Origin of the sequence: Meiothermus sp. (assembly GCF_026004075.1) — a bacterium.
Lineage (GTDB): Bacteria > Deinococcota > Deinococci > Deinococcales > Thermaceae > Meiothermus.
The window spans coordinates 2,298,406-2,315,461 of sequence record NZ_BPIK01000001.1; the positions used below are offsets into that span (position 1 = coordinate 2,298,406).

General features: G+C 62.1%; 9 protein-coding genes. 6 read left to right on the forward strand and 3 right to left on the reverse strand.

What is annotated here, in order from left to right:
• Positions 1-11 precede the first annotated feature (11 nt).
• Positions 12-2,777 (forward strand): tetratricopeptide repeat protein, encoded by a 2,766-nt coding sequence (locus Q0X18_RS11125; protein ID WP_297562348.1) that lies wholly within the window; start codon positions 12-14, stop codon positions 2,775-2,777.
• On the opposite strand, the gene Q0X18_RS11130 is transcribed toward Q0X18_RS11125, so the two are convergent.
• The 3 genes from Q0X18_RS11130 to Q0X18_RS11140 all read right to left on the reverse strand — a co-directional run bounded on the left by Q0X18_RS11130 (position 2,771) and on the right by Q0X18_RS11140 (position 5,737).
• Positions 2,771-3,484, reverse strand: a complete 714-nt coding sequence (locus Q0X18_RS11130) for an alpha/beta fold hydrolase (protein WP_297562351.1) — start codon at positions 3,482-3,484, stop codon at positions 2,771-2,773. The two genes, Q0X18_RS11125 and Q0X18_RS11130, sit on opposite strands and share 7 nt — an antisense overlap.
• A gap of 27 nt (positions 3,485-3,511) precedes the next feature.
• Positions 3,512-4,795 carry a CCA tRNA nucleotidyltransferase gene (locus Q0X18_RS11135; protein WP_297562353.1) on the reverse strand — a complete coding sequence of 428 codons (1,284 nt, stop codon included), beginning with the start codon at positions 4,793-4,795 and terminating at the stop codon, positions 3,512-3,514.
• A 159-nt stretch (positions 4,796-4,954) separates the two neighbouring features.
• Positions 4,955-5,737, reverse strand: a complete 783-nt coding sequence (locus tag Q0X18_RS11140) for a PIG-L deacetylase family protein (protein WP_297562356.1) — start codon at positions 5,735-5,737, stop codon at positions 4,955-4,957.
• Positions 5,738-5,802: 65 nt separating this feature from the next.
• Between Q0X18_RS11140 and Q0X18_RS11145 the strand changes: the two genes are divergently transcribed.
• From Q0X18_RS11145 to Q0X18_RS11165, 5 genes are read left to right on the forward strand one after another with little or no spacing between them, the layout of a single operon-like run.
• Complete coding sequence (locus Q0X18_RS11145; protein WP_297562358.1) at positions 5,803-8,994, forward strand: DUF499 domain-containing protein; 3,192 nt, start codon at positions 5,803-5,805, stop codon at positions 8,992-8,994.
• A gap of 2 nt (positions 8,995-8,996) precedes the next feature.
• A complete protein-coding gene (locus Q0X18_RS11150) occupies positions 8,997-12,269 on the forward strand; it encodes a helicase-related protein (RefSeq protein ID WP_297562360.1) in 3,273 nt (1,090 codons plus the stop codon).
• 60 nt (positions 12,270-12,329) lie between these two features.
• Entirely contained in the window at positions 12,330-14,309 is a 1,980-nt protein-coding gene (locus Q0X18_RS11155; protein WP_297562362.1) for a RecQ family ATP-dependent DNA helicase, read from the forward strand.
• Positions 14,306-15,262 (forward strand): DNA-processing protein DprA, encoded by a 957-nt coding sequence (locus Q0X18_RS11160; RefSeq protein WP_297562364.1) that lies wholly within the window; start codon positions 14,306-14,308, stop codon positions 15,260-15,262. The genes Q0X18_RS11155 and Q0X18_RS11160 overlap by 4 nt, the downstream gene beginning before the upstream one ends.
• A 59-nt stretch (positions 15,263-15,321) precedes the next feature.
• On the forward strand, positions 15,322-17,019 hold the full coding sequence (locus tag Q0X18_RS11165) for an ATP-binding protein (RefSeq protein ID WP_297562367.1): 1,698 nt from the start codon (positions 15,322-15,324) through the stop codon (positions 17,017-17,019).
• Positions 17,020-17,056 lie beyond the last annotated feature (37 nt).

Consider the following 17,056-nt stretch of genomic DNA (forward strand, 5'->3'; position numbering starts at 1 on the left):
GTGTAGTTACTGTGGGTGAAGTGAGTACACTCTGGCAATCGTACCTGGAAGCCCTGCGGCCTCATCTGAGCGGGCGCGACCACCGGGGCAAAAAAGGCAGCCTGCGCTGGCTGGAAGCCGCCGTGGCCGAGCGGGGCGGGCGGGCCGGAACGGTACGCAACATTTTGTACAAAGACCTGGGGAGTCCCGAGGAGAAGCTCCGGCTCTTCGAGGTGATCGGCGATCTGTACACCGAGTCGGGGCTGGAGGCCCCTCCGCTGCCCTCGGAGCTGGCCCTCGAGTCGGCCCGGCGGGCTTTGGGGCGCGACAAACGCCGGCTCTTCCGCCGCTTCGTGCGGGCCCTGGAGCAGGGCGATAAACCCCAGATGGTGGTGGTGGGGGGCGCGGCTACCGGCAAAGGCGTCTTGCTGGCGGCGGTGGAGCGGGCCGTGCCGGGCTGTCTGATGGTGAACCTGGGGGGTGAACTGGCCCAACACCTTCACCCCCTGGCCGAAAAACTGGGGCTGGAGCTCGAGGGCATCCTCTCCCAGCTCTCCCCCACCCAGCCCTACGCGCTGCAAGCCGCCTTGCAGGACGAGCTGCGCAGCGCGCTGGCCCGGGCCCTCAATGCCTACGGGCGGCCCCTGCTTCTGCGGGCAGAAAAAGAAGGGCAGATCGGCGGCCTGAATCTGCGCGATACCCAGGGCAACCCGGTGGGGCTGGCGGCCTGGATCGAGCCGCTGCTGCGCCGCCTGACCATTCCCTTTCTGGCCGGGCTCTCCGAGCCCCCGCCCAACCTGGCCTGGCACCCGCTCTCGGCCCCCAGCCGGGCCGAGGCCCGCCGCTACGTGAAAGACCGCCTGCCCGACCTGCCCCCCGAGCGGGTGGAGGCGCTGGTGAACCAGGCCGGGCGCAACTTTGCCGAGCTTTCGCGGCTGGTGCTGCTGGAGGCCGCCCAGATTCATGGCAGCACCCCCACCAACCTATCCCAGGATCACACCCTGCGCCCCATTTTGCAGGCGCTGGCGGTGCTTTCGCCGGAGGCCGACCCCGGCGTTCCGGTCGCGCTTTTGGAAAAGGTGCTCGGCAAAAGGCTAGAGCACCTCTCCCAGGCCGAACGCGCCCTGCTGGCCCCCCTGGGCGAGGGCAAGGTGCGCCCCGCGCTGCGCACCCTGCTACCGGAAGTTCCCGAAAAAGAGGCGCGCAAACTGCACCTGCTGGCGCTGGACTACTTCAAGGGCGATCTGTTCCGCGAGCTTTACCACGCCCACGGGGCGCACCGGCTGGATCGGCTGCTCGAGCTCCTCTCGCGTGACCCCAGCCGGCTCTCACTGCTGCCCACCCTATGGACTGAGTCACAGGCCTGGCCCACCCTCGAGCGGGAAAAGCTCGCCATGGCAGTGGTGCGCTACCGGGCCGTGCTGGGCCAGTACGCCCACCCCGAGGCCCTGGAGGCCCTCGAGCTGCTCTTCCACTCCACCGACCCCGCGGTGCAGGCCTGGGCCCGGGTCAAGGCCGCCGAAGCCCGGGTAGACGCCGGGGATTTTCCCGCCGCCCTGCAACTGCTGCCCCCACCCGAGGCCCTCTCGGGCGAGATCGGGGCCGAGGGGCTGCTGGTCTGGGCCGCTGTGGAGCGCTGGCAGGGCGACTACGCCCAGGCCGAAGCCTATGTCCAGCAGGCCCTCTCGCTGCCCATCCAGCCCTTTTTGGCCGACCGGGTACGGCTGTGGCAGGGCCTGGTAGCCAAGGACGCGGGCCGCTTCGAGGAGGCCCTGGAAGCCCTGCGGCAGGTTGCGCACGACCCCCTCTTGGTCGGGCGGGCCCGCTACCAGTCGGGCGACCTGCTCCTGCGCATTGGACGGGTCTACGAGGCCGAGGCCCAGATGCGGCAGGGCCTCGAGGCCCTGGAGTCCTCGGGGGCGCCGCCCGAGGAGGTGGCCCGGGTGCGGGCCCGCTTTGGTACGGCCCTGCGGCGCATCGGCAACTTTGCCGAGGCGGAAAAATACCTGTATCAGTCTATTCGCGAGGCTTCCGACGAGTTCATCCGGGCCCGGGCCATGAGCGAGGCCAGCGTGCTCGAGCTGGCTCGAGGCCGCCCCCTGGAAGCCCTGGCCCTGCTGGCCGAGGCCGAGGCCTACCTGCGCGAGGTGCGCGAACGCCCCGAGGAAGCCCACTACCGCCACCGCCGCACCCTGTACCGCATTGCCGTGGCCTACTGGGTACGGGCCAGCGGACTGCCCTACCTACCCCCCTACGTGGGAGGCCAGCAGGCCCCCCAGAGCGAAAAAATCCTGCGCGAGTTGCGCGAAGAACTCCTGACCAAGAAGCTCCCCGGCGACCGCTACATCGCCTTGGCCATTGACGTAGCCCTGAAGCTCTCCCTGCTGATGCCGGCCCCCCAGGCCGAAGCTATGATGCAGGGCTGCTTGCAGCAAAGCGACCCCTACTTCCAGGCCCAGGCCCGCCTGGGTTATGCCGAGACCCTGGCGAGGCAGGAGAAATGGGCCGAGGCGCTGGCCCAGGTGGTGCAGATTGGCGACCTGCAAGACCCAGGGGTGCAGAGCTGGAAGCTGGGCCTGGAGACCCAGGCGCTGCTGGGCTTAGGCCAGGAAGAGGCCGCCTGGAAGAAGCTCCAGGCCTGCGCAGGCCTCCCGGCCCCCTACCGCGCCCAGCTGGGCCGGGTGCTGGGCAAAATCTGGCCGACCGAGGCCCTGCGTGCGCGGCTCAACACCCAGTCGCCCTTGGCTCTGGACGACTGTCTAGCCCTGCACCTGAGCCAGGCCGAACCCACTCATTGAAGCTCGGCCAAGAAGCCCCGCAGGGCTGTGTTAAAAGCTTTGGGGTTCTCCAGGTTGCTCAGGTGCCCCGCCTCGGGCAGGATCAGCATCCGGCTATCGGGAATCTGGGTGGCCATCTGCCGAGCATCGGCGGGCGGGGTGAGGGTATCTTCCTCGCCCACCAGCACCAGGGCCGGCACCGAGATGCTGGAGAGCAGCGGCACCGAGTCGGGCCGGCGGGCCAGGGCCTCGAGGCTCTTGGCCACCCGGCTGGGGTCTGCCTCGAGCTGGGCCTGCCGTACCTGGGCCACCAGCTCGGGGCGGCGGGCATGGGTGGTAGCCCCCAGGTGCCCCTTGAGGGTGGCCTCCGGGAAGAACTGCATCCCTTCCCGGCGGATGCGCTCGGCCTGCTCCAGGCGCAGGTGAGCCCCCTCGGGGGTGTCCGGGGTGGCGCGGGTGTCGGCCAGCACCATCCCCGAGAAGCGCTCGGGCTCGAGGTTCCACAGTCTGAAAATCACGTAGCCCCCCATGGAAAGCCCCACAAACACCGCTTTCTGCCAGCCCAGGTTGTCCATCTCGACCAGCACGTGGGCGGCTGCGCTTTCCAGGCTCTCGAACCCCAGGATGTCGGGGTAGAGAACCGGATGCCCTTTGACGACCTCGAGCTGCCCTGCCCACATGGCCGGGCTGTAGGGAAAGGCGTGTAGAAAGACTACAGGAACCGACATATTCTCAGCATAGCCTAAAAAATAGGGTCAGGTTTCCCTCTCCAAAACCCTCAGGGCCGCCTGGTATAGCTTTTCCAGGTCGGTCTCGCCAGTCTCGAGCTGCCATTCGTAGGCGGCTTTGAGCATCTGGCCAAAGGCCTTCCCCGGCTTGTGGCCCCGCTCGATTAAATGGCGGCCCAGCAGCACCGGCTGTACCGGCACTGGCTGGGGCTCAAAGAACTTCCAGGACTCCTTGGGCCGCCGCTCGGCCCCATCGGCTTCGTACAGGGCTTTCAGGGCCATCAGGTGCGGGCCGGCCTGGGCCTGGAACCTGCGGATGGCCGCAGGGGTGGGCTTGGTAAAGACCGGCACCATGTGCAAAGCGGTGGTCACCACCAGCTCGTCCCGCAGATGGTTGGGCAGGCGCAGGTCGCGGGCGATGCGGGGTATCAGCGCGGCCCCCACCCGCTCGTGCCCATAAAAGCTATACCAGCCCTCGGGCCTCCAGCGCGCGGTGTCTTTTTTGCCGATGTCGTGCAGCAGGGCGTGCCAGCGGTACGGCGGCGGCGCCCGATCCACCACCTGCAGCACATGGGTTAGCACATCCCCCTCGGGGTGCCAGCGGGGGTTTTGTAAGAGCAGGTGGGTATCTTCAAACTCGGGAATCAGGCGTTGCAGAATTTCCAGGTCGTAGAGGTAGCGCAGAAAGCGGCTGGGGGTGCCGTTCTGAAAGGCTTTGTCGAACTCCGCACTCACCCGCTCAACAGCCACGTGCGAGAGCACCTCCGGGGCTGCTTCCCGCGCAGCTTGCAGGGTTTTGGGCTCGATCTGGAAGCCGTAGCGCGCCGCAAAGCGGCCCGCCCGGATCACCCGCAGGTAGTCTTCCCGGAAGCGCTGGGCCGGGTCGCCCACCGCCCGCAAGACGCCGGCCTCGAGGTCCTGCTGTCCGCCGTAGGGGTCTATCACCCGCCCCGAGGCATCCATGGCGATGGCCCCGATGGTGAAGTCGCGCCGGGCCAGGTCTTCCTCGATGCGCTGCCCCCAGGCCACCTTGGCCCTGCGCCCATAGGTCTCCACATCGCGGCGAAAGGTGGTGACCTCGTAGGGGTGGTGGTCAATCAGGATGGTGACCGTACCGTGCTCGAGGCCGGTAGGGATGGCCCCCAGGCCCTGGGCTTTAGCCAGACGCATCACCTCCTCCGGGGGCGCCGAGGTGGCAAAGTCCAGGTCTTCGGGCGTCTGGCCCAGCAGAATGTCGCGCACCGCCCCGCCCACCAGGTAGAGATCGGGCAGGAAGGAAAGTTGTTGCAGAACTTGGCGGTAGTCCATCATGGCAGGCAGGCAACCAAAGTCTAGAGGTTAGCACTCGCAGAGCCAAATGCCTAGCGCGCGTTGGTTTGAACGAAACCACCACACCGGCTTATCAAATCGCCCAGGCGTTCAACCTCCAGATCAAAGTTGGGGTAGTGTCTGGCAGGGAGTCCTAGCCAGCTACGACCATCCCGCCAACAAATCGTCTACCGGCATGGCCGGGAAAGAACCCCGCAGCCCGCCCAGCACGAAGGTCTCTTCTTCCAGCAGACCCGGCCAGTCCAGCAGCACCTGAGAAAAGTTCTCCTCGGGCCCGGCCTGCGAAGCATGGGCCAGTACCGCCGCCCGGATGGTCGGAGCCAGGGGGCGCACGTCCACCCGCACCGCCACCGAGCAGGGCGAAACCCCATAGCGCTCGGGGTCGAACCTGGTCTGGGCCACCCGCTCTTTGGTGCGTACCGGAAAAAAGAGGCGCTTGGGCGGTTCGGGCATCACATTACCGGCCCGCCAGAAGGCCCCCAGGGTGGCCCGGTGGAGGTGGATGTGGTCGGCATGGCCGTAGTAGCCCTGGGGGTCGAACCCAATGACCACCTGGGGCTTTAGCTGGGCCATATACCCCAGCAGGACATCCTCGATCTGCTGCAGGTTCTGGTGCATGAAGCCCCTGGGGTTAGCCTGGGCGACCTCGAGCGGATACCCCGAGTCCTGGTAGCCCAGAAAGATGGGGGGACGCAGGCCCAGAGTGGTGCAGGCGGCCTCGAGCTCCTTTTCACGCAGCTTGCCCAGGGCCTCACCCTTGGGATATAGCGAAGCATCGAGGGCCGGATGCCGGATCCGGCCCTGCTCCCCGCGCGTGGCGCAGATCAGGTAAACTTCGTGCCCCAAAGCCGCATACTTAGCTAAGGTTCCGGCGCAGAAAAACGACTCGTCGTCGGGGTGGGCGAAGATGGCGAGTAGGCGCATACAGGGCCTAGTCTAACCGGTTATGCGCACCCACCTTATCGCTTTTTTGCTCATAGAATAGCAGCATGAAGGCCTATAATCACCTGGGTCAAGCTCTCAAACTGTATGCAGATGCATTAAAGCCTTTTTTCTTACAAGCGCTCAAGCAAGCACACGGTGAGGGGCGGGGCTGGGTTGAAGCTTACCTGGGTTCTTTGAGTGAGAACCGGCGTGGGCTGGTACTCGAGGAGATGAAGCGTGGCAAAACCGCCGAGGAGACGCTCGACCTCAATCACTTCAAAGACATTTTGTTGGGCCAGCGGGAGGTTTTCCGGGGTGTTTTAGGCCGGAACTACAACCGAGCCGTCACCTGGGCCGACGAGATTAGCGAGGTACGCAACGACTGGGCACACCAAAAGGAACTCCTCGAAGACGATGTCAACCGAGCCCTGGATAGCATGGCCCGGCTGCTCCGAATCATCGGCGCGGAAGAGACTGCCCAACAGGTACGAAAGCTGATGGCGCGTGAGCTGCCCAAGGCACCTCAGGGTAGCCTCCCTCCCTGGTGGCAGTTGGCTGAGCCCGATGAGGTCATCCGTCGGGGGGACTTCGACGAGAACACCTTTGCAGCGAAGCTCGACGACGTGGTGGCCGGGCGGGCGCCGGCTGAGTACCGCCATGCCGAGCTTTTCTTCAAGAAAACCTACCTAACCCAAGAACTCGCTACCATCCTGAAAGACACCTTGCGGCGGCTTTCAGGGCTGGGTGGGGAGGCTGTAACACAGCTCCGCACCCCTTTTGGTGGCGGCAAAACCCACACCCTCATTGCGCTATATCACCTGGTCAAGGCGTACAGCGAGCTCTTGGATCTTCCCGAGGTACAGAGCCTGTTGCAAGAAGCCGGGCTCAGAGACATGCCCAAAGCCCGGGTGGCCGTGCTGGTAGGCACTGAACTCTCAGCCCAGGGGCGCAAGATAGAAGGTTTGCACCTGCACACCCTGTGGGGCGAGCTGGCCTACCAGCTTGGGGGTCGAAACGGCTACGAAAAGCTACAGGCTGCCGACGAAAACCGAAGCCCTCCCGGTAAGCAGGCTTTACGCGAGCTGCTGGAGGCTTACAGCCCGGTTCTCATTCTGATTGACGAGCTACTGGTCTATCAGGTCAAGGCCGCCTCGGTTGCGCTAGGCCATACCAACCTACAAGCCCAGACCTTCGCTTTCTTACAGGAGCTTAGCGAGGTGGTAGGAGGCTTGCCCAACGCTGCGCTCATCACCACCTTCCCCGAGTCGCACCTCGAGTACTACGACCACCAGGAAGCACCCCAGGTCTTTGCCCGGCTGGAGAAAATCTTCGGGCGGGTACAGGCAGTGCGAATGCCGGTGCAGGGTGAGGAAATCTTCGAGGTACTGAGGCGACGCCTGTTCGAGCGGATTGACGGAGAGGCAGCCAAGCATGTGGTAGCGGCCTACATGAAAACCTACGATGCCTACCGCAACGAACTCCCCAGCGAGGTACGCAGCGGCGAGTACGGCCGCAAGATGCTCAAGGCCTTCCCCTTCCATCCCACACTGGTGGAGGTGCTCTACGAGCGCTGGGGCACCCTCCAGACCTTCCAAAAAACCCGTGGCGTACTGCGTCTACTGGCTCGGGTTGTTGAGACCGACTACCTAAGCCCCACCGCCCGGCCTCTGATTGGGCTTGGAGATGCAACCCTGGGGGACGCCGACCTGAGGGCCACCATAACCAGCGTGCTGGGTGAGGCCAACTGGGAGTCGGTTCTGGCCTCGGACATCGTCCCTCCCGAGGGGAAGGCCCATCTGCTCGACCGCGAGCTAGGGGGCGAGTATGCCCGTCATCGGCTGGGTCAATCACTAGCCACCGCAATTTTTATGTACTCCCACTCCGGCGGGGCCCAGCAAGGGGCCACCCGTCCCCAGCTTAACCTGGCCCTGGCCTACCCCGAGGGGATTACCCCTCTTCTGGTAGGGGATGCGCTGGACAATCTAAAGGGACGGCTTTATTACCTTTATGCCAACGGGAGCTGGAGTTTCAAAGCCCAGCCCAACCTGAACGCCGTACTGGCCGACCGCATGGCCCAGGTCAAGGCAGAAGCGCTGGAGACCCTCCTCCAGAGCCAGGTAGAGAAGGTAGCGGGGTCAGGGCCGTTCAAGGTCTTTGTTTGGCCGCAGAGCCACCGCGAGGTGCCTGACTCGTCCCAGCTCAAGCTTGTGCTGCTTGGACCCGAAGCTCCCCACGACGACGAAGAAGCCCTGAAACGGCTTTATCACATCATCCAGGACAATCACGCCTCGGGGCCACGGATCAACAAAAACACCACACTCTACCTTGCTCTTGCCAAAACCCCCTATCTGCGGGCCCAGGAAGCAGCCCGCAAACTGCTGGCACTCGAAGATATTCAGTCCGACCGGGGCCTGGTGCTCTCGGAAGAGCAGAAGGCTGAACTCACCCGGCTGTTGAAAGAGGCCCGTGAAGCCCTACCGGTGTTGCTCAAGAGCAGCTATACAGGCATGCTGGAACCCCAAGACGCCAAAGGCTCCTACCGATTCTTCGACCTCACCGCCTACGCCCGTACCCAGCCTACGCTCCAGGCCGCCGTAACCGAGGTGTTGAGAGCCGAGGAGCTGCTGCTGAACAAGCTTGACCCGGCCTATTTGGTGCATGGTCCCTGGGGCTTATGGCCTCAGGATGAACCCTATCTGAACCTGCGCGAGTTGCGCGAGTACTTCCTGCGCCTGCCCCAACTGCCATTTTTGGAGCAAGACGAGGTGCTGAAGAATGCCATCCTCCAGGGCATCCGCATCCACCTGTTCGAGCTGGGGGTGAAGGGAAACGATGGGTTCACCCAGGTCTGGGATGCCAGTCGGCCTCCTGGGACAGAGCAGGTTTTCTTTGGCGAGGCCTATGTGCTGGCCCGACCTGGCAAACTACCGCGCCCAGGATCAGAGCCTGGGCATTCTACAGATACCAACGAGAACGAAGATTTAGATCAAGACGAGCCCGTATCGCCTCCCAATAATGGCTCGGACAAGAAGACTGTTAAAACCAAGGTAAGGGTGACCCTCGAGCAGCTCGAGCTTTCGCGCATCCCTACACTGGTGGACTTGGCCAAGAGTTTGCGCGATGCTGGGGGCACGGTGCAGCTCCGGGTGGAAATCGAGGCCACCAGTCCAAAAGGGCTTGACGAGGGTGTGCTCAACACCTCGGCAAAAGAAATTCTCGACCAGCACGGTCTTAAGTACGAGTGGCACGAGGAATAGCCGTGCAGTGGAATTCCCTCATAGACCGGGTAGTGGAGGCCCCCTACTGGCCCGAACCAGTACGGGTGCTGCGGCTTAGCCAGGCCGGGGGCCGCTTTGCCCTGGCGGTAGAAGGGCTCAAAAGCCGCCAGGTCTTCCACCGGCTGCTGAGCACGGATGAGGTAAGCGGACTGCTGCGCCTGACCCAGGCCGAGGCCGAGCCCTTTGGCGGCGACGGCGAACTGTTCGCTCTGGGCCTCGAGGCCCGTCGCATCCAGCTCGGCTACCTCTTTGACCCCTTTTTTGCTGTCTCGGCCAGCCGCATTGACCCTCTACCGCACCAGCTCGAGGCCGTCTATGGCGTGCTTCTGAAAAAGTCGCGGGTGCGCTTTCTGCTAGCCGACGACCCCGGTGCTGGCAAGACCATCATGGCCGGGCTATTGCTCAAGGAACTCCAGTACCGCGGCCTGCTGGAGCGGGTCTTGATTGTGACCCCGGCCAACCTAACCGACCAGTGGCGACGCGAACTCAAAGAGAAATTCGGCGAAACCTTCGAGGTCATGAACCGCAACACCACCACCGCCCTCTACCAGGAAAACCCCTGGCTCAAGCGGCCCAAACTCATCACCAGCCTGGACTTTGCCAAGCGAGAGGAAAACCTACGCCTCCTGGAACAGGCCTCCTGGGATATGGTGGTGGTGGACGAGGCCCACAAGCTCTCGGCCACCCGCTACGGGCCCGAGGTCAAAAAATCGCAGCGCTACCGCCTGGGCGAGGTGCTTGCCCGCCAAAGCCACCACCTGCTCTTCCTTACCGCCACCCCTCACCAGGGCGACGATGAAAAGTTCCGGCTCCTGCTCGACCTGCTGGAGCCCGACCTCTTCGCCCATACCACCTTGCTGGAAGAAGCAGCCCGGGCTGGGGAAAATCCCATCCTGCTACGGCGTCTCAAAGAAGACATGACCGACTTTGAGGGTAAGCCCCTCTTCCCACCTCGCTATGTACACAGCCTATCCTTCCGACTCTCGCCCAGCGAGCAGGCACTATATGCCAGGGTTAGTGCGTACGTGGCCAAACACTTCAAGCGGGCCTGGGAGGAACAGCGGCGCAACGTGGGACTGGCTATGACGGTCTTACAGCGGCGCTTAGCCAGCAGCAGCTATGCCATTGCCCAAAGCCTGGAAAACCGGCTCAGGCGTCTTTCCTCGCTGCGGGAGCAGGTGCTCAAGCTCCAGGAAAACCCCTACGGCGACTACACCGAAGAAGACCTCGAGGAGATGAGCGAAGAAGAGCGTTGGGAGTTGGAAAATAGCCTGTCTGAGCGGTTAACTCTGGCCCGCAACCTCCCCGAACTCGAGGGCGAACTTGCCGAGTTGGAAGACCTGGCCAAAGAGGCCCGCACCCTGGCCCGGCTGGAAGACGACCGCAAGCTAAAAGAGTTGTTGGCGGTTCTGGAGGGGCTACGACAGGAGAAACTGCTCATCTTCACCGAGCACAAGGCCACCCTGGAATTTCTGGTAGGGGTACTCAAAAAGCGCGGCTATGCCGTCACCTCGATTGACGGCTCCATGAGGCTGGAAGAACGGGTCTCGCGCGAGCGCGAATTCCGCGACAGCGCCCAGGTGATGGTGGCTACCGAGGCCGCAGGCGAAGGCATTAACCTGCAATTTTGCGCGGTAATGGTCAACTACGACCTACCCTGGAACCCCACCCGCCTCGAGCAGCGCATGGGCCGTGTGCACCGGTATGGTCAGCGGTTCGACGTGCACATCTACAACCTAATCGCCCAGGGCACCCGCGAGGGCGAGGTGCTGCAGGTGGTGCTGGACAAGCTGGAAGTTATGCGGGCGCAGATGGGCTCCGACCGGGTTTACGATGTGGTTGGCGAGCTGCTTTCCGACGTTAACCTGGAAGCCCTCATCCTGGAACACCTGACCGGCCGCAAATCCCTGGCCCAAATCCGGGCCATGGTGGAGGCCCGCCTGTCGCCCGAACGGCTGGCCTACCTGCGAGAAGTCACCCTGGAAGCCCTGGCCCAACGCGAACTCGACCTCTCCCGCTTGCGCGAGGAGCGCGAACGCTCGGAGGAACACCGTTTGCAGCCCGAGTACACCCAGCGGTTCTTTGTGCGGGCCCTCACCCGTCTGGGCGGGGGCGTGGAACGACGGAGCGACGGCCTGTTTCGGATCGCAGTGCCATACGACCTGGTTCGTAAGCAGCCGGGGGTACTGGCCCGCGAGTACGGAAAGACCACTTTCGACCCCAAAGCCCGCCTCGAGGCCGAACTCATCGCCCCCGGCCATCCCCTTTTCGACCTGGTTCTGGAGGAGATGCTCTCCCAGGCCGCACCCGTGCTGCGCCAGGGGGCTGTTTTCCAGACCGACCAGGGCGCCGAAGGGGTGCTGGGCTACCTGGAGCTGAGCGTGGTAGACGGGTTGGGGCAGACGGTATCCCGCAGGCTTTACGCCGCACTCGCAGGGGAAGCAGTAGAGCCCGTACCGCCGGAGGTCATCGTAGATGCCGAGCCTGCCCCAGCTACAAAGCCCCTGGCAAGTGGGGCTGGCGCAGAAGAAAAACTACTCGCCTGGGCTTATGAACATGTGCTGGAAGACTTCTACCGCCAGGTAGCCCAGGCGCGGCAGCGGGAAGTCGCCATTCGGCGGAAGTACGCCAGCCGAAGCCTGGAGTATTTGATTGACGCGTCGGTAAAGAAACTGACCCAGTACAAACTTAAGTCGGATGAAGGGGAGGCGATGCGTCTGGCTATATTGCAGGAAGAACGCCGACTGCAGGAGCTCGAGGCCCGCCAGCGCTCCCTCGAGGAAGAACTCCGGCGGGCCGAAACCCTGCACCCTGAACCTGCCCAGGTCGTGGCGCTGGCCTACCTATACCCCCGCCCCTCTGGAATACCCAGCGAAGACGATCCCGCTACACGCCAGGCCGTGGAGGAGGCCGCCATGCAAGTGGCGCTGGCCTACGAGCGCAAGGCAGGCCGCCACCCCCAGGATGTAAGCCGCGAGAACCTGGGCTACGACATTCGCTCCGAGGGCCGTCACATCGAGGTCAAGGGCCGTGCCGGGGTGGGGCCGGTGGTCCTCACCCCTAACGAGTGGATTGCCTCCAAGCGGCTGGGCGAGCAGTACTGGCTTTACATCGTGACCGAGGCCCTCACCAGCCCCCGCCTGTACCTCATCCAAAACCCAGCAGCCAAGCTCACCCCAGGGGAAGAGGTGAGCGTGGTGCGGTATGTCCTGGACCTGGCAGCCTGGCAGCGGGTGGCGCAGCCTTCCGGTTAAGTTTTATTCAAGTGCAATTCTCACAGCTAAACTAAGCTTATCCCCATATCGTTTTTGCGTATGCAAGAGGAAGCTCTAACACATCTTCTTCAAAACAAGTTTCGTCTTCCATCCTTTCGCCCCGGCCAGCTCGAGGCCATTCAAGCAGCACTGGCCGGGGAGCGGGTGCTACTAGTTCAACCTACGGGCTGGGGCAAAAGCCTGGTTTACCAGATGATTGCCGCCGTTAAGGGGCTGACCGTGGTCTTCACCCCCTTGCGGGCCCTTATGCGTGACCAGGTCAAAGAAGCAGATCAGTACGGCCTGCGGGCTCAGACTCTCAACTCCGATCAGGACGAGTCACTGCATACAGCAATCCTGGAGCAAGCTAAGAAGGGGCAGCTCGATTTGCTTTTCATCTCGCCCGAGCGCATAAAAAACTCTCTCTGGAAAGAATTTTTGCCCGAATTGCCCATCAAAGCTCTGGTTATAGACGAAGCCCACTGCATCTCTACCTGGGGGCACGACTTCCGCCCAGATTATCGGAGAATTGTTGAGCTTGTTCAGCACTTACCCCCTCAAACACCCGTTGTAGCCGTCACAGCTACTGCCACAAAAAGGGTCGAGCAGGACATCGAAAGTCAACTGGGTGCGAAAGCAAAGGTGATTCGGGGCAACCTGGTACGCTCCAATTTCTGGCTGAACGTTATTCCGGTCAGCAGCGAAGCAGAAAAGCTCGCGTGGGTGGACTACTGGGTCAGCACGCTCGAGGGCACCGGTATCGTTTACTGCGCCACAAAAGCCATGACTGAAAACGTAGCTAGCTACCTGGGCAATCTTGGGATAAAAACCACCTACTATCACAGCGATCTGAGCCCGGATGAGCGTCTAGAACGCGAAAGGGGCTTGATGGAGAATGCCTTCAAAGTAATTGCGGCAACCAACTCCTTAGGCATGGGCCTGAACAAACCCGACATTCGCTTCATCATCCACACCGAGTTCCCCGGCTCCATGCTGCACTACTATCAAGAGATTGGCCGCGCAGGGCGCGATCAGCAACCCGCTCGTCTGATTCTGCTTTATAACCCAGAGGATAGAAGCATACAGGAAAGCTTCATTAATGGAAGCAAACCCAGCCCGGATAGCTACCACCAGGTTCTTTCACTGTTGCATAAATCCGCTTTGAGAGAAAGAGACATTATGCTACAGACCGGGCTCTCGCAAACAGCCGTACGCAATATTATCGCCGATTTGCAGGAGCAAAAGTTAGTGGGGGAGAAAGATCCGCAAGGCTATTACCGAGCCATTGCCCACGGAACCCCAAGTTTTGATGCTCAAAACGAGCTGCGCCAGCATAAACTGGCCGACCTCGAGGCCATGATTGCGTATGTAAACACCCAGACCTGCCGGATGGTGTACCTGTGCAATTATCTGGGCGACCCGGAAACCAAGCCCTGCAGGCAGTGCGATAACTGCCGCCAGGATGCTTTACCTTCCCTAACCGCCGATTTGGTGCAGCGGGCGAGAGAACATGTAACACACCCCAAGCTTCACCTGAAAGCCCCAGTATTCGAAGATGGCCGAGCCCTGGACTACTACAAGGACACCCGGGTGGGAGAAGCCGTTCATGCAAGCAAGTACAAAACGCATACCCCATTCCCCGACTGGCTTGTACAAGACTCCTCCAGGGTGATTTGGAAGTACTGGGCCGACCAGGGGATTTCTGGTGTAGTTGCTGTACCTTCTACCAAAAGCGGGGGCTTGGTGGAAGACTTTGCAAAGCGGCTGGCTCAAAGTTTGGGGATACCTTTTCTGGATGTGGTTTGCAAGGTAAGGGAAACGGAGCCGCAAAAAAACTTCACCAATCGAACCCAAAAGCGCGAAAACCTCAAAGACGCCTTCCTGGGCAGGCCGGGCATCCAGGGAAACCTGCTGGTAGTAGATGATGTGATGGATTCAGGGGTAACCTTAGAGGAGGTGGGCAAGGCATTGAAGCGGGCAGGAGCTGGCCGGCTCTTTGCCTTCGCACTAGCCAAGACCCGCCACAGTGACGACGTATGAACCCCCTGTACTGGATGCTTCTGGCGCACTCAGGCCTCAAGACTGCCGAGAAAATGCAGATTTTGCGGGCAGCGGGTGGAAACCTCGAGGGCTTCGTCGAGGGTGGTCTGCCAGGGCTATCCGGTAACACCAGGGCCGTGATGGAAAAAATCCTGGAAGAAGCAGCGGCAACAGGGTTTCTTCTAGAGGAGCTGAAACGTCAGGGAATACGGGTCATACCGGGGGCGGCCCCCGAGTACCCCGTTCGGCTCAAACAAACCCTACGCCAGAACACGCCATTGGTGCTTTACGTGGCGGGTGAAGTTAGTCTGCTGCAGAGTAAGCGCTCAATTGCCATCGTGGGCTCGAGGAACGCCAGCCCGGAGGCCCTCGAGCTCACCCGAAGGGCTGGGCGGTATTTCGGGAAGGAAGGCTACGCAGTGGTTACCGGCATGGCCCGTGGCGCAGACCTCGAGGCTTTCCACGGGGTCAGGGAGGTAGCTGGGAAGGCCATCGGGGTTTTGCCGTATGGGATTTCAGCCAAGGAAACTTTCAAGCTTTTGCGAGAGTATCAAGAGGATATTTTCTCGGGGCGGCTGGCCTTGCTTTCGGAATTGCACCCGGACGCACCCTGGAAAGCCCAGTACGCCATGATGCGAAACCGCATTGTAGTGGCTCTGTCGGATGCATTATTGGTAGCCCAAACAGGTCTCAAAGAAACTGTAGAACAGGGCAAAAAACGCATGAGCGGCACCTGGGATGCCGTGGCTCAGGCCAAGCGCCTGGGTCGGCCAGCATTTGTATTCGATCTTCCTATAGAGGGCAACCAAGCCCTTATCGCCCAGGGCATGGCCCAACCCCTGCCTGCTTTCCCAGGCGACCAAACCTTCATGCAACTGGAAGATACCCTGTCCCCACCAGCAAAGAAATCCCGAGAAACGCCTATCCAACCGCCCCTTCTGACGCCAGAGTGATGAGTGAAGCGGCATACCCCTGGGGCCGAATGCTGGCTAGTACAACATAGAATAGTCCTGTGACGGAAGCCGAGCTGTTGGCCTTAGTAAACCAAGGGGAATCCCTACACTGCGAGTTCAAACGTGATTCCCCCATCCCCGATGTTGAGCTGGCTGAGGCGGTAGCCTGCCTGGCCAACACCGAAGGGGGATGGCTTCTGCTGGGGGTGGAGGATGACGGCAGCATCAGCGGGCTCCACCCTAAGCGCTTGCCGGTCAATCCCCACCTTCTGCAAGCCCTTATCGCCAACAAGACCAGCCCCGGTGTTCAGGTTGAGGTGCACCAGGTGCAAACCCGCGATGGGGTGGTGGTGGCCTTGAGGGTGGCGAGGGCTCCTCACCTGGTGGCCCTCACCGATGGCCGGGTGCCGCGTCGCTTCATCGTGGGCCGCGGTCAGCCGGAGTGCCGCTTCCTTCAGCCGCACGAGCTGGCTTCTCGCTTGGCCGAGCTGTACCAGCACGACTACACCGCCCAGGCCCTGCAAAAAGCGACATGGGAGGACCTGAACCCCCTGGAGTTTGAGCGCCTGCGTCAGACCATCCAGCGCAACCCTCGAGCCGACAAAACCCTGCTCGACCTCCCGGACGAGGAATTGGCGCAGGCCTTGGGCCTGGTGGTCAGCGGCGACGGGCGACTCCTGCCCACGGTGGCGGGGGTGCTCCTGCTGGGCAGGGACGAGGCCATCCGCCGACTGGTGCCCACCCACGAGGCCGCTTTCCAGGTGTTGCGCGAAGACCGGCAGGTGGCCGTCAACGAGTTTTTCCATGAGCCCCTGCTCAAGCTGTTCGAGCGCCTTGAGCAACGTCTGCAGGCTCATAACCCCGAGGAAGAGTTCTCCTTCGGTCTGTATCGAATCCCAGTGCCCCTCTTTCCCCCGGAGGCTTTCCGCGAGGCGTTGGCCAATGCTCTGGTGCACCGAGACTATGCCCTCTTGCAGGCGGTTTATGTGCGCCTTGACCCGGACGCCGGGGGCTTGGTCATCAGCAACCCTGGGGGGTTCGTGGAGGGGGTGACCCTGGACAACCTCCTGGTGGTGGAGCCCAGGCCACGCAACCGCACCCTGGCCGATGCCTTCAAGCGTCTGGGCCTGGTGGAGCGCACCGGACGTGGCATTGACCGCATCTTCCGCGAGGTGCTGGGTTTGGGTAGGCGCCCACCCGACTATTCTGGAACCACTCGAGACACGGTAAAAGTGGTGCTGCCGGGGGGCAAGGCCGACCTGAACTTTGTCCGCCTCATCCTTGAGGTCCAAGACCGCCAGAGAAGGGAGCTTGGCTGGCCCCACCTCCTGGTATTGCGCCAGGTAACCAACGAGGGAGAACTCACCGTGGCCGAGACCGCACGCCTCATTCAGCAGGGCGAGTCAAGAGCCCGAACCCTATTAGAGGAGATGGTAGAGATGGGTCTGTTGGAGGCCAGGGGGGCCAAGAGAGGACGGGTCTATCACCTGAGCGCGGGGGTGTACAAGCGTCTGGGGAGGCCTTCGGCCTATGTTCATCGCCGTGGTTTCGACGCCCTTCAACAGGAACAGATGGTTCTCACCTACCTCAAAAGCCACGGTAGCATCACCCGCGGGGAAGTTGCTGGGCTATGCCATCTGACCCCATCCCAGGCCGAGTATCTGATGCGTAAGCTGAAAAAAGCTGGGAAAGTGCGCCTGGTGGGCAAAGGTCGTTCAGCCCACTACGAGTATCTCAGCATAAACTCTGAAAGTTGATTTCTTAACTCTGAATCAGAGTTTTTGTCGAGTTCAG

What these genes read in the sequence shown, in the direction of transcription:
- Q0X18_RS11130 (WP_297562351.1), bottom strand. Translation starts at nt 3,484, where the DNA reads ATGTCGGTTCCTGTAGTCTTTCTACACGCCTTTCCCTACAGCCCGGCC.
- Q0X18_RS11135 (WP_297562353.1), bottom strand. Translation starts at nt 4,795, where the DNA reads ATGATGGACTACCGCCAAGTTCTGCAACAACTTTCCTTCCTGCCCGAT.
- Q0X18_RS11140 (WP_297562356.1), bottom strand. Translation starts at nt 5,737, where the DNA reads ATGCGCCTACTCGCCATCTTCGCCCACCCCGACGACGAGTCGTTTTTC.
- Q0X18_RS11145 (WP_297562358.1), top strand. Translation starts at nt 5,803, where the DNA reads ATGAAGGCCTATAATCACCTGGGTCAAGCTCTCAAACTGTATGCAGAT.
- Q0X18_RS11155 (WP_297562362.1), top strand. Translation starts at nt 12,330, where the DNA reads ATGCAAGAGGAAGCTCTAACACATCTTCTTCAAAACAAGTTTCGTCTT.
- Q0X18_RS11160 (WP_297562364.1), top strand. Translation starts at nt 14,306, where the DNA reads ATGAACCCCCTGTACTGGATGCTTCTGGCGCACTCAGGCCTCAAGACT.